Raw genomic sequence first — 19,031 nt, 5'->3', positions numbered from 1 at the left:
ATGTCGCTCAAGCGCATCATCATGGTTGCAGCCGCGCCGGTCGCGATCGTCGCGTTTACGTCGCCGGCCGCTGCACAGGGCATCCCTGTGTTCGACACCTCGACCTATGTGCAGGCGCTCGCCCAGGTTCAGAACACGGTCAAAATGATTCAGCAGGGCGAGCAGCAGATCCAGACGGCGACGACGACGCTCAGCTCGCTTCAAAAGCTGACCAACGTTAACGCGCTCGCCCCGCAATTGCTCAACGCGCAAGTGCGCAACATCCTGCCCAACACGACAATCGACGCCTCGACGTTGCTCGGTGGCGACCTGTCGAAGATCGGTCCGCTCGGTTCGCTCGCATCGAGCATCCAATCTCGGTACGCGCTGCCGGCAACGTCGTCCTCCGACGCGGATCTGGCCTACAACCAGGCGCTCAAGGATGCGACCAGCTCATCGGCTGCCACGGCCGCGCTGGGCGAGAATACGCTCAGCATCGCCCAGACCCGGATGCAGGGCCTCGACCAGCTCCGCGAGCAACTGTCGTATGCCAAAGATCCCAAGGACGTGATGGATCTGCAAGCCCGGATCTCGGTCGAACAGGCACAGCTTCAAAACGATATGCTCAAGATGCAGGCGATCCAGATGGCGCAGGCCGGTCAGGCGAACATGCAGATCAGCGCAGCGCAAGTGGCGGCCGGTCGCGATGAAGCAGCATTCTTCAGTGCCAACACGATCAGGAAGTGATCATGCGCAAGATACTATCCCTCTGCTCGTTGCTCGTCGTCTGCGGATGCCAACAGAACGTCGTGGTGCCTACCGCCAAGGAGCTGATCGCCAGTCCTCAACTCCTCTCGCAGTGGCAGGCGAAGTGCGATGCGGGGGAATACAGCCATCTCCCTGCGGATCAGAAGGCCAAGATGTGCGCGACGACCGGTGACGCGACCATCTCGGTCGCCCAGACCAAGGCCGGCAACGAAGAGGCGGACTTCTTCAAACAGAGCACGATCCGCAAGAAGTAGATTTAATCGCTGCGCCTTGATCGCCGAAGATCGGAACCTCATCCAATGGCTGCCGGCCCACCCAACATCATGACGCTGTTCACGACGATGTATTCGTATGTGGAAACCGCCATAGCGACCTCGGTTGCGAGCTTCGGAGCGGGGCTCGTCAGTTTCGTTGCAGCGCCTTTGGCCCTGGCAGCGATCATCTACTTCCTGCTGCTCGGCTTTGCCGTGCTACGAGGGGCTATCCAGGCTCCACTTCGCGAGCTGGTATTCCAGGCTGGTAAGGTCGGGTTCGCCCTCGCCGCTGCCAGCGCGGTTGGCTATTCGGCGTTCGTGGTGAACGTGGTCACCAACTTGCCAAGCGAGATCATCGCGGCTGGATCGGGCACGCCCGTCACCAACCCGGGCACCACCTTCGATACCTATGTCGCCGATACCGGCAAGCTCTCGGAAAAGTTGGTCAACGCGAACCTGAAAGTTCAATCGCAAGAGCAGAAGGGCATCACAGACTTTCGCACACCCGTGATCCAGCTCAGCGCCACCCTGATCACCTATCTGTGTGTCGCCGTCCTCTACATCTTCGCGTTTATGTCGGCGTCGATCGGCTTTTGCATCGTCATTTTTGCCAAGCTGTCCGTTGCGATCTGCGTCGCGCTCGCGCCGCTCGCGCTGGCGTGTCTGCTTTTCAACTCCTCCCGCTGGCTGTTCGACGGGTGGCTGAAGCAGACCGTCAATTTCATCCTGCTGATGGTCGTCATGGCAATCATGACCAAGTTCATCACCGGCCTCCAGGAAGCCGCCATGGACGGCATCATGGGATCGATCCCCGAAGACGGCTCGTCCTTCGTCATGGCGCAGAACGGCTACATCGTTCTGAAAGCTGCCGTGATGCTCGTCGCGACGATCGCCTGCGCGGCGATCTACATCGTCGGCACGATCTTCTTCTTTCAATCGCCGGCCATCGCTGCGGGTATCTCGGGGGGTGCGTCATCTGGCGGCCATGGCTTCCTGCAGACCGGGGCGAACATGTTGACCAACCGGCTCATGTTCCGGCGCGCGACGCAGGCGAACCGTCCCCCCGCAGGAGGAAGCGGCACGGGCGGCTCGGCATCTCGGTCCAATTAGGCCGGCTGCCAGTCCAGAACCATGAAACACGGAACACCGCAGGCGCGGGACCTTACGAACGGAGACGGTATGAAAAGGCTGACCATCGTGGCGATCGGCACGCTTGTGCTTGGCGGCTGCACCGGGACCCATATCAAGCCCGTCTCGGTGTGCGACGGCAAACACCGGCGTCCCGCCAACCTCTACGGGTCGATCCTGCCAAGCTTGCCGGTGCCACTGCCGGCGTCACAGCAGGGCGCAGGGCAGTCGATGGTGGTTCCTCCATCACGCGAGCCCGCACCGCCCCCTACGCCCGGTGCCGGAGGTCCGCCTGCCGCCCCAATCGGACCTGGGGCCATGAATATCCCGCGATCGGCGCCACGCACGTCCGCGCAGGACGTCGCGCCGACCTACTCCTCCTGCTGAAGGGATCGACGCCATGGGCGCGGTGAAGGCCGAAGATAAAGAGAAATACTACGAGACATCGAGGACGTGGGAATATGACCGTATGCGTGCGGCGATCCAGTCCAAGCGGCTCGCCTGGGGCGTTGCGGCGGCTGCGTGCACGCTCGCTGTGGCGTCAGTTGCGGCAGTCGCGATGCTCAGCCCGCTGAAGACCGTCGAGCCCTATGTCATCAGGGTCGACAAGAGCTCGGGCGAGACGCAGGTCGTGACCGCGCTCAAGGGGCCGCAGCCGCGCACCTATGAGGATGCGGTCAACCGCTACTTCATCTCGCAATATGTGCGGTTGCGCGAAGGCTGGCTCAACGATGCCGCGCGCGAGAACGCCTATACGGTCATGCTTACCAGCGATTCCGCCGAGAGCGCTCGTTACCTCAACAGCGTTCAGGCCAACAACAAGAACGCTCCGTCCAACATCTATGGCGACAAGGGCTTCGTCTCGATCTCGATAAGAACGATCAGTTTCCTCAGTCCTACCGTGGCGCAGGTCCGCTTCACGAAGATCATCACCTTCGGGCAGAACACGCCGATCGCGCAGAATTGGAACGCGATCATGACCTTCAGATACACGACGGCGCCGGAGCATGAGAAGGATCGGAATATCAATCCGCTCGGCTTCCAGGTCGTGAATTATCGTTCTGACCCGGAGGCGTGACATGAGCGATCAGCCAAATACGTCGGACAATGGCGACCGTGTTGCCGTCCCCTTCATGCCCGCGCTCCGCAAAGAGCTGGGTCTGCGCCTGTCACCGCCGACGACGGCGTTGGTGCTGACGGAGGATGGCGCCAGGAACCGCTTCTGGCGCGGGGTCGGGGCGGTGTGGCTCCGCCTCGTCGCGTTCTCGGTTCTGGGTGCCGCGGCAGTCACGCTCGCGCCACAGCCTGCGTTCGCGTCGGAGACCCCCGTCCCTGGGGCCAAGGACGCTCGCGTTCGCAACGTCAACTACGATCCAGATCAGGTGGTGACGATCGTCGGCAGTTTCCGGCACGCGATCGAGATCCAGTTCGGGCCCGGCGAAACGGTCACGCAGGCCGCCTTGGGCGATACCGTCTCCTGGCAGATCGCGCCCGTTGGAAACATCGTCTTTCTCAAACCCCGCGAGAGGGCTGGAGGAACCAACCTGATCGTCGTCACCAACGCGGGCGGCGTGTCGCGCACCTATCATTTCAACCTCGCACTAGGGACGGGCGCCACGATGTACGGCGTACGATTCCGCTATCCGCGCGAGGAACGGGCGATGGCGGCGTTGCAGGTGCAGCTTGCCCAGGTCCAGGCCGCCAAGGCGATCGAGACGACCATCACCATCGCCGCGCTCGACCATGCCGTGATCGAGGGCACCCGGAATATGAGTTATACCGTGCAGGGCGACGTCGCGCTGCAACCCACCGAGGTCTCCGACAACGGCGAGTTCACCGTGCTGCGCTATCCGGGCCACGCCGACATTCCCTCGATCTTCGCGGTCGACGTCGACGGGACCGAGACGATCGTCCCCTACGATGTTCGCGAGGATTTCGTCGTGATCCATGCGGTCTACCGTCAGTTGCGCCTCCGGCGCGGGGCGACGGTGCTGTGCATCTACAACGAGGCGCCGCTGCGCAACGATCGCGGCGATCGAACGGGCACCATCTCCAATGTCGTCGAACGCGAAGTGAAGGGGCAGTAACATGGTCGGGACCGTGATTGACCGCGGGGACGATGTCGCTGCCGACACCGTTGCTCCAAGCGAGGTCGATAACCCGGTCGCGCGTAGCGGCGGGTGGGGCAACCTCGCCTTCATCGGTGCGGGGATCGGATTGCTCGGCGCCCTAAGCGGCATCGTGATAGGCTATGGTGCGTTTCACCAATCGGCCAGTACCGCGGCTGCCGCGCAGCCCGCGAAGGCCAGTGACCGTGCCGTGGACGACGTGATGGGATCGCCAAACGCCCAGCGAGCGGCGCTCGCGGGTCAACTCGGCCAGCCCGGCGCGGCGCAGACCGACATCTTCGGGCGGCCGATCGCCGCAGCGGCGGGGACGCAGGTCGCCGATGCCAACGGCAATCCGGTGCCGACAACGGGCGGGACAGCCTCCGCCACGGCGAACGGACAGCAATCTCCGGAGCAGCGACGTGCAGAGCAGGCGCGCGCCATGGCCGATGCGGCCCGGCGATCGCCGATCATGGCCTTTGGCAACACCGGGCTGGCCTCGACCGCTCTTCCCGCCTCCGCGCCCGGTGCGGACGCTCAACAGAGTACGGACCTCGAGGACCGGACGCGCGGCGCTGGACAATCCACCGTCGCGCGGCGGGGTCTCGGTGCCAGTGGTTTCGGAGCGCCGGGCGAAGACAATCCGGCCGAAGCGGGCAAGGGTTCGACCGACTTCAACGATCAGCTCGGCCATGCCGCGATCCAGACGGTCCGGGCAACGATGGTCGCGGACCGTAACCTTCTGCTGAGTGCGGGCACGGTCATCCCCTGCACGCTCCAAACGGCGATCAACTCGACGCAGGCCGGGTTCGTGTCCTGCGTCATCAACCACGATGTCTATTCCGAGAACGGTCGCATCGTCCTGCTCGACAAGGGGACCAAGGTCCTCGGGCAATATTCCGGCGGCATCACGCAGGGGCAAGCGCGCCTGTTCGTACTGTGGACGCGCGCCCTGACGCCGCGCGGCGTAGCGATCGACCTCGGGTCGCCGGCAGCGGATAGCCTTGGTCGGGCCGGGTTGCCAGGCGGCGTCGATACCCAGTTCTGGGCACGTTTCGGCGTTGGGCTCGTCATCTCGGTGCTGGAGGATGCCTCGCAAATCGCCGGTCGGGCGGTCGCCAATGAGGGGAGCAACACCACGCAAGTTCCCGGACAAACCGGGCAGACCGTCCTTCAGCAAACTATGAACATCAAACCGATCTTGAAGAAGAACCAGGGCGACACCGCGGCGATCTTCGTCGCCAAGGACTTCGATTTCCGCTCAGTCTATGATGTGGGATTGAGGCGTTAAGGCCGTGGCATCCAGTCCGACGTCGCTGATCTACGAGCATAATGCCGAGCCGATCCGACGGCACCTTCTGCGCGACGATGTGACCGAGCTGGTCATCAACGAGCCAGGGATGATCGGCCTCGAGACGCGTGGTGGCTGGGAATGGCATGAGGAGCCCGCACTCGACAATGCGGCCCTCATGACGCTGGCGAAGCTGATCGCGGGGCTGACCAAGCAGGACATCAACTCCGAATATCCGATATGCTCCTCGGTCCTGCCGGGCGGCGAGCGCGCACAGGTCGTCGTTCCCCCGGCGGTCGAGCAAGGCTTCATCTCGATCACGATCCGCAAAGCGTCCGGCGTGACGATGAACATCGACGATTTCGAGCGTGCCGGCCTGTTCAGCGAGGTGCGCGCGCACGGCCTGTACGAGGAGGTTGACCCCGATCTGCTGCGACTGCGCGAGGCGGGCGATTGGCGCGCCTTCTTCAAGCTGGCGGTCGAAGCCCGCAAGAACATCCTCATTTCCGGCGCGACGGGCTCCGGCAAGACGAGCTTCTCTAAGGGTCTCATCAAGCTGATCCCGGACTATGAGCGGATCCTGACGATCGAGGACACGCGCGAGCTCGTCGTACCCCAGCGCAACCACGTCCACATGATGTACGCCAAGGATGGGAAGAGCCTCCAGAAGGCGGGCGCCAAGGAGTTGCTGGAATCGGCGCTGCGGATGCGGCCCGATCGCATCCTTCTGCAGGAACTGCGGGACGGCACCGCCTTCTTCTACCTGCGCAACGTCAACAGCGGTCATCCCGGTTCGATCACCACGGTCCACGCCAATACGGCCGAGGGCGCGCTCGAGCAGCTGACGCTGCTGGTGAAGGAATCGGAAGGCGGCAACGATCTCGACCGCCACGACATCCGGGCGCTGCTGCGCTCGCTGGTCGATATCGTCGTGCAGATGCACCGCCTGCCACCCGGCGAGGGCCAGCCGGCGCGCTATCGCATGACCGAAGTATGGTTCGATCCGGCGAGCAAGCCGACCGACTGAAGGGGGTGCCGGCATGAACGGAAAATGGGTGCGAAGCGACGAAGGGTCGCAGCCGGGCGCGATCGCGTTCCTTGGCATCATCGGCCTGGCGCTGAGCGCCACGATCGGCGCCCTCGCCGTCCTGTGGCGTGCCCACCTCCTCAACGCGCATACGCCCTGGATTAAGGTGCCGGCCGCGCTGTGGGCGTTGAAGGGCTATCCGATCGTCTATCAGCCGTTCCTGATCGGCTTCGGGATCGGCCTCGTTCTGACGGTCATCACCATCCTCTCCACGCTGTTCAAACGGCAGAAGCTCCACGGCGAGGCGCGCTTCGCGCGAGTCGGCGAGGTTCGCAACGGCAAGATGCTCGCCTCGGCCGGCATCGTGCTGGGCAAGTTCGGCGGGAAGGTGATGCGCTTTGGCGGACCCGAGCATGTGATGCTGGAAGCCCCGACGCGCGCCGGCAAGGGGGTGGGCGTCATCATCCCGAACTTGCTCGACTGGCTCGATTCTCTCGTGGTGCTCGACATCAAGCAGGAGAATTACGACAACACCGCGGGGTATCGGCTGAAGGTGCTCGGGCAGCAGGTGCTGCTCTTCAACCCGCTCGATCCCACGGGTCGCACCGTGCGGTGGAACCCGCTGAGCTACATCAACCGGCATGATCCGGTGGAGGTCATCAACGAGCTTCAGAAGATCGCGGCAATGCTCTATCCCGATCCGCTCACGGGCGAGAAGTTCTGGGCCGAGGGCGCGCGAACCGCTTTTCTCGGCATCACCGCATATATCGCGGCAACCGTCGACGATGGGGAGGACGCCCTCCCCTTCACGCTCGGCGAGGTGTACCGCCAGTTCGCGGCCAGCGATGCCCAGCGGCGTTTCCCGAAGATCATCGCCGATCGTAAGAAGGCCGGGAAGCCCCTGTCGGAAGGGTGCGTATCGGCGATCAAGGATTATACCGGCTCGTCGGCGAACACATTTTCCGGATTGCGCCAGTCGGTTACGTCCAAGATCAACGGCTGGCTGAACCCATATGTCGATGCGGCGACCTCAGAGAGCGATTTCGATCTCAGTGACTTTCGGGACAAGCGGATCTCGCTCTATCTCGGCGTGTCGCCGGACGACCTAGAGCGGGTTGCGCCCATCTACGGCCTGCTCTTCCAGCAACTCATCGACCGCAACGTCCGCGAGCTGCCGAAGGGCGACAAGCATCAGATCAAGGTGCTGCTCGCCCTGGACGAGTTCGCGAGCCTCGGCAAATGCACCGTGCTCGCGAACGCCTTCAGCTATGTCGCCGGCTACGGGCTGCGGATGCTGCCGGCGTTCCAGTCGCTCGAACAGATCCAGGGCGTTTATGGGGACAAGGTGGCGGCCGACATCGAGCGAAACTGCGCGGTGCGGCTTGTTCTTCGTCCGGCCGGTTTGGCCGAGGCGAAGAAGATTTCGGACCAGCTCGGCAGCTACACGTTCAAGGCGCGGTCGCGCTCGATAGGAACGTGGGGCGGCGGCGGCGGCTCCACCTCGGACTCCGATCAGCGCCGGCCGCTGATGCTCCCTCAGGAAGTTGAGTTGCTGCCGGAGGACGATCTGATCGTTTTCCGGCGAGGCATGTACGCGACCTATGGAAAGAAGGTCCGTTACTATGCCGAGAAGAAGCTCTCGGCGCGGACCAAAATACCCGCCCCGGAGATGCCCCAGATCCGCGTCGACCCCGCCGTCGCTGCTAACAGCCTTCGGGTGATCGAGGCCACGCAGGCTCCCGCCGACGACGCCTCGTCGATGCGAAGCGCCGCGACACCCTCAGAACCTGCTGCTACCAACGGCGCTCGTGCAATGGGTCGGCGGGGATTGAATCAGGCCGCGATCAGCGCGGCTTTGGCCGTTCCGCCAAACGAGCGTGTCGCCAAACTCTTCGAAGGCGTCCTCATGGTGCGACGCAAAGCTGCGTAATTAATGAGAATGCCTTTTCGGCGATTCGCTAGCGGGAATCGTTTTTGGGAACGAGCGATTTGTCCCCAATGGCGTCAAATGGGACGAAGCAGTCGTTCGGGCAATCGGCCGGGAATGTCGGGTTTCGGATGAATCGGCCATTCGCGGGGCTTCCGAGATTTGCTCGGCATCGCGCCAGCCTGCACGGTAGCGACTCCGCGGGGCTTCGATCTCACGCCAAAATAACAGCCGCGGCTCCCCTAACGAAAAACCCCGCCTCCGAGGTTGTCGCGCACTTTCTCCATCCGACAGGGTATCTCGCGCAATAGTGCGAACCTAGAGCACGTGCGCCACCGCCCCACGCCGCAATTCTCCAGAATTTGCGGTGCTCTGCGTCGCCTATCATGTGTTTTCCGACACTGGCGGGGCTAGTCGGCGCTTAAAAACGGCAGGGCCGTTCACGCCCACACCCGGACGCTCGGGTTAGTAATTCGGAGTCCCGGTAGTAGTCATTCGTTCAGTGGGATTATGGGGAACTTTCCAGACATGAGTTGCAATCGGGGCGCTCGGGATTGGTAAAGCTGTCTAGTTACGGCCAATGGGCAAGCGCGGTAAAATGGATCGCAAAAGCGATTACGCTGATATAATCTGGCATCGGAGGTAAATGCAGAAATGGAAAGTAGCCGTCAGCTGGAGAGCATCGCCCTCGCAATTGCTCCAATGCTAGCGGCTTCTGTATCCGAAGTATGGATCGTGGCAGAAGTTCATGACGACTGGATACAGAGGCGCTACGATGTCGTGTGCAACGGTAAGCTTGTTGAGGGGGTGGAAGGTGAGAGAACCATGAACCGATCCGTCAATGATGCTCTATCCGCCCTAAGGCGTGACATGCTTAAAGAGAGTCAGGAAGATTGGCATCATTGCACCTATGTTTTGAGGTCTGACGGAATCTTCAAAATGGAGTTCGATCGTAGCAGACCGCCGAGCGTGTGAATGTAACGATAGATACTCCTGTAAAAGGAGGCAGCGCCACAGAATGTCGGCCATCGCCAGCACCTTCCCGAAAGCCGCCGTTCCGCTTTCCTGCCCAACCCGGACATTCCCGAAATTCGATCCAGACCGTGCGAAAACTCACCGCCGCCCCCGATACAGACGTGATGCTCGAAACATAACGTCGCCAGATATGGCTGCGACGCAAGATAGCCAATCACCTGGCAACCGACACGCAGCTATATTAGTACGCTACATTCGGGGTTGGAGTTTTCGCACGGTCTGGATCGTTTTCGAGAAAGGTTTCGTGCCGCAACCAGCCGGTTTTGACACCTGTGAAGGCGGGGGATCTGCTAACCTCGATAACTTATTCGGCATGATCCTTTTTAACATTCGATGTGCTGAAAGCGTGTGGGTATCGTTGATCATCCATGGCCAACGAACGACTGTCATTGACCCGTGATTTCAACGGCCCATTCGTTCACGGTGCGGACCGGTTGGAGCATAGCGCCAAGCAGCAAGCAGATAGCGCCGATCGGCGCACGGAGCTTGCTGCCGATCGAACAGTCATGGCAGCGGAGCGCACCTACGCAGCCTGGGTCCGTACCGGGCTTGCCGCTCTAGCCGCAGGAATTGGCGCCCGCGCATTGCTTGAGAACATCGTGCCCGGCTGGCTTGCCGGTGCGACCGCAACCGTCCTGATCCTGTTCAGCGGCTTCTGCTTCGTTGCAGCGGTCTGGCGTGAAATGATTCCTATCGCCCCACCGCGGCCCGACACTCAGCGACTGCCGGCTTGGTTGCTGATCTCTGTGAACGGCTTCCTAGCGATTGCCGTCTTGGCGGCACTCGTCGGGATTTGGCTGCAATAACCGGCGTGACTATCGCCATTTTACGGATTCTGCTTGCATGACCACGCCGCAACTTATGTCGATTGGCCTGCTGATTGGCATGATGGGCCTCTTTCTTTGGGGCCGATTTCGCTATGATGTCACGGCCATCATCGCCCTGCTTGCCGGGCTGTCGCTGGGATTGGTGAAGCCCAAAGCGGCATTTACTGGCTTTTCCGATGACATCGTTATCATCGTTGGATCGGCGCTGGTGATCTCATCGGCAATGCAGCGTTCCGGCCTAATCGAGAGCGCGCTCGGGATACTGGCGCGGCGCGTGACACGCGTCCGGTCGCAACTCGTGGTGCTGACTACGGCAGTCGGGGTATCGTCCGGGCTCGTAAAGAACGTCGGTGCCTTGGCTATGCTGATGCCGGCAGCCGTGCAGACGGCGAAGAAATCGGACACTAGCCCCTCGGTGTTCCTGATGCCGATGTCGTTCGCTTCGCTCCTTGGCGGGTTGATGACCCTCGTTGGTACGTCGCCGAATATTATTGTCAGCAGAGTACGAGAGCAGATGACCGGTGAGCCGTTCGGCATGTTCGATTATCTGCCAACGGGGCTGGGCCTGCTTGTGGTCGGCCTCATTTTCCTGCGTTTCGGCTACCGCCTCCTGCCCAGGGAACGCCGCGCAGCGCCGACCATGGGCGAAGCTCTAAACATCACGGACTATGTCACTGAGGCGACCATCCAAGACGGATCGCCCGCTGTCGGCGAAACGGTTGAGTCCTTCATCGACCGTCATGATAATGAGGTGACGATCGCCAATGTTGTCCGTGACGATGTGCGCACGAGCATTACGGCCGAGTTCCTTCTGGCTGCCGGCGACACGCTGATCTTGGGCGGTGACCCGGATACGCTTGAGCGTGTCATTGCGGGTGACCACCTAGCACTTGCCGGACAGCATCGTGACCTACCGGAAGGCAGCGAAGATGATGAGGTTGGCGTCATTGAGGCGGTCATCACCACCGGCTCCGTGTTGGTCCGCCAGTCCGCTGGACGACTGCGGCTTCAGCAACGCTATGGCGTCAATCTCATCGCGGTATCGCGCGCCGGCAAACGGCTGACCAAGCAGCTCAGCGAGACCGTCTTGCGCGCCGGCGATGTCATTGTTCTTCAAGGACCCCTCACACTCTTGCCGGAACGCATGCGTGACCTCGGTACGCTGCCGCTGGCAGAGCGTGCCCTGCGTCTGGGAAGTTCGAAGCGTCGCTTCCTACCACTTATCATCCTCGCGGTGGCGATGACCGTAACCGCGACCGGCTATGTGCCTGTGGCCGTCGCCTTCTTCGCCGCTGCCGGTCTAATGATGGCGACCGGAGCGCTACCGCTGCGAGATGCCTATGATGGCGTCGAATGGCCAATTCTCATCATGCTGGGCGCGCTCATTCCGGTCAGTGAAACCCTGCGCACCACCGGCGCGTCGGATGTACTCGCGACCTCGCTTGCCCATCTGGCGGCCTCCTTGCCGCCATGGGGCGCGGTCGCCCTGATCCTCGTAGCGGCGATGGCTGTGACGCCGTTTCTCAACAATGCCGCGACGGTCTTGGTGATGGCGCCAATCGCGGCGGTGTTCGCGCATGACCTCGGATATCGCCCCGAAGCCTTCCTCATCGGGACCGCTATCGGGGCAGGATGCGATTTCCTGACGCCGATTGGGCATCAGTGTAACACCTTGGTTTTTGGTCCTGGGGGCTACCGCTTCAGCGATTACGCCCGGCTGGGCGCACCACTATCGGTTCTGGTGGTCTTGGTTGGTACGCCTCTAGTGATGTGGACTTGGCCACTGCACTGATCGCCGGGTACTGTTGATGGGCAGCATGGCCAAGCCGCAGGCGTTCGAAGATACTGAATGGCGTCCGTGGCGAGGAAGCGTACCGGGCGGCTCGGAAGGTTGTGGCACCGCAGATGTAGCAGGCGTAGGCGGCTTCATGCGTTTTTTCCACTCGCGGGCAGCCATGCCCGTTCTCATCGTCCTACTGCTTGCAACAATCACGGCAGCTGGACTGGCGACGTCTTGGACGCTGTCGATTGTGATGTGGCTTTCGAGCGCCGTTCTCGCCGCAGCCCTGTTTGCAACCTTGATGCAGGACGCCGACTGACATGGCTTCAGCGCCACTGATCGATAGCGCAGCTAGTCCACCTGGATCTGGTCGGGTGGCGCCATCGTGGCTCCGTAAAGCTTTTCGATCCAGCGAAGCTGCACTCATCGTGCTGGCCATCATGATCGGCAGTGCAGCCGGATTGCTCAGTGTCGTCCAGGGTACGCTCGCACAGGCGATGCAGCATCTGCTTTATGCCTTGTCGCCGGATGAAAGGCTGAGTGCGGCCACGACGATCCCTTACCTTGCTCTACTTGCCCTGCCGGCTGGTGGAGCCGTCCTCGCACTCTTCTCTTGGGTTACTCATGCTCGCCGGCGCCGGATGGTCGACGCTGTAGAGGCGAACGCCCTTCATGGTGGTCGCATGTCATGGTCCGACAGCCTCGTTATCTCCGGGCAAACGATCCTTTCCAACGGCTTCGGTGCGTCTGTGGGGCTTGAGGCGGCGTATGCGCAGTTGGGAGGGCTCGTCGCCTCGCTCAGCGGCAACTGGTTTGCGTTACGCAGGTCCGATCTGCGCATCTTGGTCGGCGCCGGAACGGGCGCCGCCATCGCAGGTGCATTCGGGGCTCCATTAGCTGGGGCCTTCTATGCCTTTGAGATCGTAATCGGGGCCTATACGATATCAGCGCTGGCACCTGTCGCTGCGGCGTGCCTGGCGAGTGTCCTTGTGGCGCAGGCGTTTGGTGCTCAACCGTATCTGGTTGCGGCTAATGCAGGCGAACAGATCGAGACGTTCCACTACCTTCTCTACGCCGGTCTTGGGGCCTGTGCCGCTGGCGCTGGTATACTGCTGATGCGGGCTGTTGCGGAGATGGAAGCAGCTACACGCAAACTGCCGATACCCTCGATTTGCCGGCCGATATTGGGCGGTCTTCTGCTCATCCCTCTGGCGATGCTCACGCCGCAAATTCTCTCTGCTGGTCACGGCGCCCTCCACCTCAATCTTGAAGCCGAGGTATCGCTGCGCTTCCTCGCCGCCATCTTCGTCGTCAAGTGCGCGGCCTCCATCATCTCACTTGGCTTTGGCTTCCGCGGTGGCCTGTTCTTCGCATCCTTGTTCTTGGGCAGCCTGCTGGGTCACCTGTTTGCTGGTTCACTCGAATGGATTGTCGGATCGCCTGTGATCGACCCGCACAATGCGGCCCTGGTGGGGATGGCCGCATTAGCGGTCGCCGTAGTTGGCGGGCCGATGACGATGGCGATGCTAGTCCTTGAGGCGACCCACGACTTCTCCCTTGCCGGCGCGGCCATTGCAGCATCGCTGGTCTCGTCCACCATCGTCCGCGAGCTGTTCGGCTATTCCTTTTCTACGTGGCGCCTGCATCTCCGGGGCGAAACCATCAAAAGCGCCCGCGATGTCGGCTGGGTCAGAACGCTTACAGCGGGCAAGATGATGCGACGTGTCGAAAGGGCTACGCCGTGCAACACGACGATCGCCGAGTTTCGTCGGGCGTTTCCGCTTGGTTCCACAAGTCGGGTCCTACTAGTCGATGACCACGAAAATTATGGCGGTATCGTACAGACTGCCAGTGCATTTGCCGAAGAGGTCGATCAGAAGGCACCGATCGGGTCGCTGGCGATCCACACGGGTCTCGCCCTTACGCCGGATTCAGACATCAGAAGCGTCATGACTACGTTCGATACCGAAGGTGCGGACGAACTGGCGGTAGTTGGAAGCGACGGGGCAGTTCTCGGCATCCTCTCCGAGAGCTATGCGCGACGCCGCTACGCAGAGGAATTGGACAAGGCGCAACGTGAGTTGTTTGGAGAAAGCTGACCAGCCGGCACGCAGCAAACGCTTCGTCCTACCGGTCTCGCTTAAGCCGGGCTTCGATTTTGACCCAGAACATGCCGCATCGCAGACCCATTCCGGCGAGTTGGGCGCCATGTACTGACATCAGCTCCGCACCGCGGCGAAACTGTTCAACCGGCACGGATATGGCGACGAACAGCCCGGCGTAGAGCAGCTGCGACATGATCGAGTGGATCACGACGGCGACCCCCAGCACTATCAGGCGGGCAGGCACGGAAGGCCGATGCGGCGCCGGATCGGGGCCTGTAATGAGCTAGGCGTAAAGGCATCCTGCTGCGACGAAATGGAAGTGCACCAGGTAGTGGAGCGCACCTGCCCTCTCTAAAGCAGCCAGTCCGCTTTCCTTCCCATTGTCGGCATTCAGCGGCCCGATATGTAGAAAACCCAGTCGTAATCACCATTGTGCGACAAACAAGTGCTTTCCGACACTCTCGAGACGTCGTGTCGACCTAGCCCAGCGTCATGCCGAATATACCGGACACGGACAGCGGGGCGCAGGTTTCACCGGAATCCTCATTTTTGCACCTGAACGACAGCGCCCGGCATCATCGGGTCGCCCGGAGCAATGACGAGGTAACGGCGCATGTCGCCTTTCGCGTCGCTGACGATCTGGCGGAGCGGTCCGAGCGTGTTTACTATCGCGCCGCCCGCCGGATTGGTCATGAACTTCGCCAGAGGCTGGATCACGCCGCTGCCGTCAGCGTGGGAGGATAATCCAAGGACATAGGGCATCTTTGGGCTGAGGCCCGCAACCGCCGCCTGCAAAATCTGGACCTGGCCTTGATCGAATAGCGTGACCTGGCTGCGCCCAGTCCCGGATAGAGTCAGCTGGATCTTCATGCCGGCCTGCGCGAGCGGCACCAGGTTTGCACGGCCATCGCCTACCGGCACCGCGCCGGGAACATATGCCACGCCTTGCGGCCCCTGACCGATTGGAATCGTCGCGATGACGGTGTTGCTTGCTGTGTCGATCGCCGCGACCGCATCGGCGTTCTCCAGCCCGACATACATCCGCGTGCCGTCGCCCGACGGCCATAGGCCGTGCGGGAGCGCGCCGACCGGGATGCTCGCCACCTGCACGAAGTCAGTGGTGCGGAACACCTTCACGACATTCTCGGTGCCGACCGTCACAAAGGCGAACTGGCCATTCTTATTGCGGGCGATATTGACGTGGTTGGTGATCGCGCCGGTATCGAACGTCTTGAGCACTGCGAAGGGTGGCTTGGCGTCGAACACCATGACCTTGCCGACGTCCTTGAGCGTCAACCAGACCTGCTTACCGTCGGGCGTCGCGGCGATGTCAGGGCAGAACGGGCTCGCCTGCTTGACGCGACCGACGATCTTCTTCGAGGCGGTGTCGATCACAACTGTCTCGGGCGAGAAGCTCGAACAGACGTAACCGTATTTCCCGTTTGGCGAAAAGATCGTCATGCCGGGGCCATTAGGAACGGGGATGCGCGTGGTCGGCGCGAAGGTCTTACCGTCGAGCACCTGGATATAATCCTCGCCGCGCACCGCGACCCAGACTTCGCGACCGTCGGGGCGGAAGAACGCTTCGTGCGGCGATCGGCCCACATAGGTCGTGTGCTTCACGGCATTGGTCGCAGTGTCGATGAACGTCACCGAGTTCGAGCCGATCGATATTACCGCCAGCGTCTTGCGATCGGGCGAGAAGCCCATGCCGTGCACGAGCAGCTGCCCCTTGTAGAGCGGGCTGAGATTGGCCGGGGTCTGGTCGCCGAGCTTGATGACGCCGAGCAGCGTGTTGGTCGACGGATCGATCACCGACACGGTGTTGGAGAACTGGTCCGAAGTGTAGAACCGATCGTGCGCGCTAACAGGGATGTCGGGGGTCGCGTTCGGTACCTGCTGTGCAAATGCCGGGGCCGAAAAAGACAGGGCAGCACAGGCGGTTAAGGTAAAACGCTTCATGGACGGTCTCCGTGATGGGGGTGACCGGTCGCGGTCGGTTCAGTGTGAAGCGGCAACGCGCCGGCTTCGGATAAGATACCCTGCATCACCGCGATTTCTTGACGCTGTTCGACGATGATTCCCTGGGCGAGCCGGCGCAGGCGTTCATCCTTGCCGAACCGCAGTTCGACTTCGGCCATGTCGATCGCGCCCTGATGATGCGGGATCATCATCTTTGCGAAGTCGCGATCGGGATCGCTCGAATAACCGGTCATCATCGCGCCGTGCATCCGCGCCATCGCCGCATCCATTGCGGACGCGAAACCGTCCGTTTGCGCTAAAGCACCCGTCGATACGGACACGGCTATCGCCGTTAGCAAGGCCGTGCGAGATTTCATCGTCATGCCTTTAGTGTTCCCATTTATGACACGCGAGCGATGAATGCCGAGCGTGACAGCGTAAGTAATTGCGGCGCAGCCGCCGGTCCAACGCATAAGCATGGTCGTTCCGATCATCTAACAAGAACGGTAGGCGATCTATGATCGCGTTTTCGTATTGAAACCATCGCGACTATGCGTTGGACGCGAGGGACATATCGGTCGATCTAGCGGCATCGGACTGGCACGATCACCCGCCGGATCCGCGATAAGGATCAAACGATGAAAGCCACGATCGTTCTGGTTGCCGCGATGTTGGCCTCCGTAGCGCCAGTCCCGGTGATCGCTCAGGCCTATTGGGCTGCACCTGCGGCGGACGACTTTCCCTACGATATCAAGGCGGTTCAGGCACCGTGGTCGAAGGCTGATATCGACCTCAGCCATCATGACCGGATCTATGTGTCTGACCCTACATCGACGAAGATCGTTGTCATCGATCCTGCAGCGGGCAACGAACTGGGACGCATCGACCTCGCCAAAAGCGCGATAGCTGAGCCCAGCTTTTCCAGCCCCAGAGTCCAGCACCTGGCTGCAACGCGTGACGGGCGGACCCTGGCGGTATCGGCATCAGCGCAGCACAGTGTGACGCTCGTAGATCTGGCCACGAACACGGAACGAGGCCGGACCGTGTTCCAGACGTCGCCTACCGCCGTCGCGTTTACGCCCAATGGGCACGAACTCTGGGTTTCGCTCGGCGATGAACATGCCATCGCGGTCGTGGATCCTAAGACCGCGCGGGAGATCACCCGCGTACCAGCAAGTGGCGGAGCGGGCGCGACCATCCTGTCGCCAAACGGACGCTATGCCTTTGTATCGCTTACTGAAAGGCCGTCCATCCTGGTTGTCGACGTCGAGGATCGGCGCGTCGTCGGACACGTTGCCAGCAACGGTGCAGGTGCGGGAGCAATCGCGGTCTCGCCAGATGGCAAACAGATCTGGGCAACACGCCGCGAGAGCGGCACGACCACGGTCTTTGCTGCCAAACCGCCGTTTGCGGTACACGAAGTGATAAACACTGGTCCAGCGACGGGCGCGGTCAACTTCGCCCAGCGCGCAGACGATTCCTTTGCCTATGTCAGCGTTGGCGGCGATCAACCTGCAATCAAGGTCTATAGAACCGACAGCCTGGAGGCTGTGGCAACCGTCCCGCTACAAGCGGCTCCGAGTGCGGTTTGGCCGTCGGGCGATGGTACGAGGATCTATGCCAGCCTGGCCGGAACCAACAAGGTCGCTGGGATCGACACGCTGACGTACACCACCGTGTCGACGATCCCGATCAGTACGGATGCGCAAAGCCTGATCTACGTTCCTGGTGCCGTAAGATCAGGAAAAGGTCTCGCCAATCTGGTGCCATCCGGGCGCGATGCGGCGCTTGCCCTGGCGGCGCGTTAATCGGTCTCACACCGTCTGTAATCTTCCAACGAAAGCCCTTTCCAAAATGACCAAGCCCCCCGTCAGGATCGCGATCAGCGGTGCCGCAGGACAAATTTGCTATTCGCTGCTCTTCCGGGTCGCGCAGGGTGACGTGTTCGGACCGGACCAGCCCGTTATCCTTCAACTGCTCGACGTGCCGCAGGCGCTGGACGCAGTACGCGGCGTGGTCATGGAACTGGAGGATTGCGCGTTTCCGCTGCTGGCAGATGTGATCATTACTGATGATCCGATGGTGGCTTTCAAGGACATCGATGCGGCCATGCTGGTCGGGTCTCGTCCCCGCTCGAAGGGCATGGAGCGCCGTGATTTGCTCGCTGCCAACGCAGCGATCTTCAAGACGCAGGGCGCAGCGCTGGACGCAGTGGCCAAACGCGACGCCAAGATCCTGGTCGTCGGCAATCCCGCCAACACAAATGCCTGGATCCTTGCGCAAAGCGCGCCGGGTTTCCCTGCCGAAAACATCACGTCGATGATCCGCCTCGATCACAATCGCGCGCAGGGACAGCTTGCGGCCAAAGCGGGTGTCGGTGTCGATGCGATTACAAAGCTCGTCGTCTGGGGAAACCATTCGCCGACGATGTTTGCCGACTGGGGGAATGCCGAACTCGATGGCCAAAAGCTTGCCGACCGTATCGGAAACGAGGCCTGGTACCGCGAGACCCTGATCCCCACCGTTGCGCAGCGCGGCACCGCGATCATCGAAGCACGGGGTGCGTCCTCGGCCGCATCGGCCGCAAATGCGGCGATCGACCATCTGCGCGATTGGGTGCACGGCGCAGGCGACAATTGGGTGTCGATGGGCGTGGTGTCAGACGGCTCCTACGGTATCCCGCAAGGGCTGGTGTGCGGCGTGCCGGTGCTCTGCAAAAGCGGTGGCTATGTGCGTATCGAAGGACTGATCCTCGATCCATTCCAGCGAACGATGCTCGATCGCACGATTGCCGAACTGGTCGATGAACGTGAGGCGGTTATCGACATTCTGAAATGACC

At 61.6% G+C, this 19,031-nt stretch carries 17 protein-coding genes; 14 read left to right on the top strand and 3 right to left on the bottom strand.

All coding sequences use genetic code 11. The features are described from left to right. The 12 genes from C8J44_RS17795 to C8J44_RS17745 all read left to right on the top strand — a co-directional run bounded on the left by C8J44_RS17795 (position 1) and on the right by C8J44_RS17745 (position 14,223). On the top strand, positions 1-726 hold the full coding sequence (locus C8J44_RS17795; RefSeq protein ID WP_121905601.1) for a type IV secretion system protein: 726 nt from the start codon (positions 1-3) through the stop codon (positions 724-726). Between the two features lie 2 nt (positions 727-728). Continuing rightward, positions 729-1,001 (top strand): hypothetical protein, encoded by a 273-nt coding sequence (locus C8J44_RS17790; RefSeq protein ID WP_121905600.1) that lies wholly within the window; start codon positions 729-731, stop codon positions 999-1,001. 69 nt (positions 1,002-1,070) lie between these two features. Continuing rightward, complete coding sequence (locus C8J44_RS17785; protein ID WP_121905652.1) at positions 1,071-2,111, top strand: type IV secretion system protein; 1,041 nt, start codon at positions 1,071-1,073, stop codon at positions 2,109-2,111. 418 nt (positions 2,112-2,529) lie between these two features. Then, complete coding sequence (locus C8J44_RS17780) at positions 2,530-3,207, top strand: virB8 family protein (RefSeq protein WP_121905599.1); 678 nt, start codon at positions 2,530-2,532, stop codon at positions 3,205-3,207. Between the two features lies 1 nt (position 3,208). Next, positions 3,209-4,216, top strand: a complete 1,008-nt coding sequence (locus tag C8J44_RS17775) for a TrbG/VirB9 family P-type conjugative transfer protein (RefSeq protein ID WP_121905598.1) — start codon at positions 3,209-3,211, stop codon at positions 4,214-4,216. Between the two features lies 1 nt (position 4,217). After that, a complete protein-coding gene (gene virB10 / locus C8J44_RS17770; RefSeq protein ID WP_121905597.1) occupies positions 4,218-5,528 on the top strand; it encodes a type IV secretion system protein VirB10 in 1,311 nt (436 codons plus the stop codon). Between the two features lie 4 nt (positions 5,529-5,532). Beyond that, complete coding sequence (gene virB11, locus C8J44_RS17765) at positions 5,533-6,555, top strand: P-type DNA transfer ATPase VirB11 (protein ID WP_121905596.1); 1,023 nt, start codon at positions 5,533-5,535, stop codon at positions 6,553-6,555. Positions 6,556-6,721: 166 nt separating this feature from the next. Then, complete coding sequence (locus tag C8J44_RS17760; RefSeq protein ID WP_259466938.1) at positions 6,722-8,485, top strand: type IV secretory system conjugative DNA transfer family protein; 1,764 nt, start codon at positions 6,722-6,724, stop codon at positions 8,483-8,485. A gap of 1,400 nt (positions 8,486-9,885) precedes the next feature. Further along, entirely contained in the window at positions 9,886-10,323 is a 438-nt protein-coding gene (locus C8J44_RS17755) for a DUF202 domain-containing protein (protein ID WP_056019268.1), read from the top strand. 37 nt (positions 10,324-10,360) lie between these two features. After that, a complete protein-coding gene (locus C8J44_RS17750; RefSeq protein ID WP_056019265.1) occupies positions 10,361-12,136 on the top strand; it encodes an SLC13 family permease in 1,776 nt (591 codons plus the stop codon). Between the two features lie 25 nt (positions 12,137-12,161). After that, positions 12,162-12,443: a hypothetical protein gene (locus C8J44_RS18345; RefSeq protein ID WP_132833781.1), complete on the top strand. Its 282-nt coding sequence runs from the start codon at positions 12,162-12,164 to the stop codon at positions 12,441-12,443. Between the two features lies 1 nt (position 12,444). Next, the gene (locus C8J44_RS17745) at positions 12,445-14,223 is read left to right on the top strand and encodes a chloride channel protein (RefSeq protein WP_082445489.1); all 1,779 of its coding nucleotides are present in this window, start codon (positions 12,445-12,447) and stop codon (positions 14,221-14,223) included. Positions 14,224-14,251: 28 nt separating this feature from the next. Here C8J44_RS17745 and C8J44_RS17740 read toward each other — a convergent pair whose 3' ends face one another. The 3 genes from C8J44_RS17740 to C8J44_RS17730 form a co-directional block, all read right to left on the bottom strand. Next, the gene (locus tag C8J44_RS17740) at positions 14,252-14,473 is read right to left on the bottom strand and encodes a hypothetical protein (RefSeq protein WP_056019259.1); all 222 of its coding nucleotides are present in this window, start codon (positions 14,471-14,473) and stop codon (positions 14,252-14,254) included. A 299-nt stretch (positions 14,474-14,772) separates the two neighbouring features. Continuing rightward, the gene (locus C8J44_RS17735) at positions 14,773-16,191 is read right to left on the bottom strand and encodes a YncE family protein (RefSeq protein WP_056056390.1); all 1,419 of its coding nucleotides are present in this window, start codon (positions 16,189-16,191) and stop codon (positions 14,773-14,775) included. After that, a complete protein-coding gene (locus tag C8J44_RS17730) occupies positions 16,188-16,685 on the bottom strand; it encodes a DUF305 domain-containing protein (RefSeq protein ID WP_259466937.1) in 498 nt (165 codons plus the stop codon). The genes C8J44_RS17735 and C8J44_RS17730 overlap by 4 nt, the downstream gene beginning before the upstream one ends. A 144-nt stretch (positions 16,686-16,829) precedes the next feature. On the opposite strand from C8J44_RS17730, the gene C8J44_RS17725 reads away from it, so the two are divergent. Both C8J44_RS17725 and C8J44_RS17720 read left to right on the top strand, forming a co-directional pair. After that, positions 16,830-17,999, top strand: a complete 1,170-nt coding sequence (locus tag C8J44_RS17725) for a YncE family protein (protein ID WP_121905594.1) — start codon at positions 16,830-16,832, stop codon at positions 17,997-17,999. Positions 18,000-18,045: 46 nt separating this feature from the next. After that, positions 18,046-19,029: a malate dehydrogenase gene (locus tag C8J44_RS17720; RefSeq protein WP_056056386.1), complete on the top strand. Its 984-nt coding sequence runs from the start codon at positions 18,046-18,048 to the stop codon at positions 19,027-19,029. Positions 19,030-19,031: the final 2 nt, after the last annotated feature.

The organism is Sphingomonas sp. PP-CE-3A-406 (assembly GCF_003688625.1).
GTDB lineage: Bacteria > Pseudomonadota > Alphaproteobacteria > Sphingomonadales > Sphingomonadaceae > Sphingomonas.
This window is presented reverse-complemented; position numbering and strand designations above follow the sequence as displayed.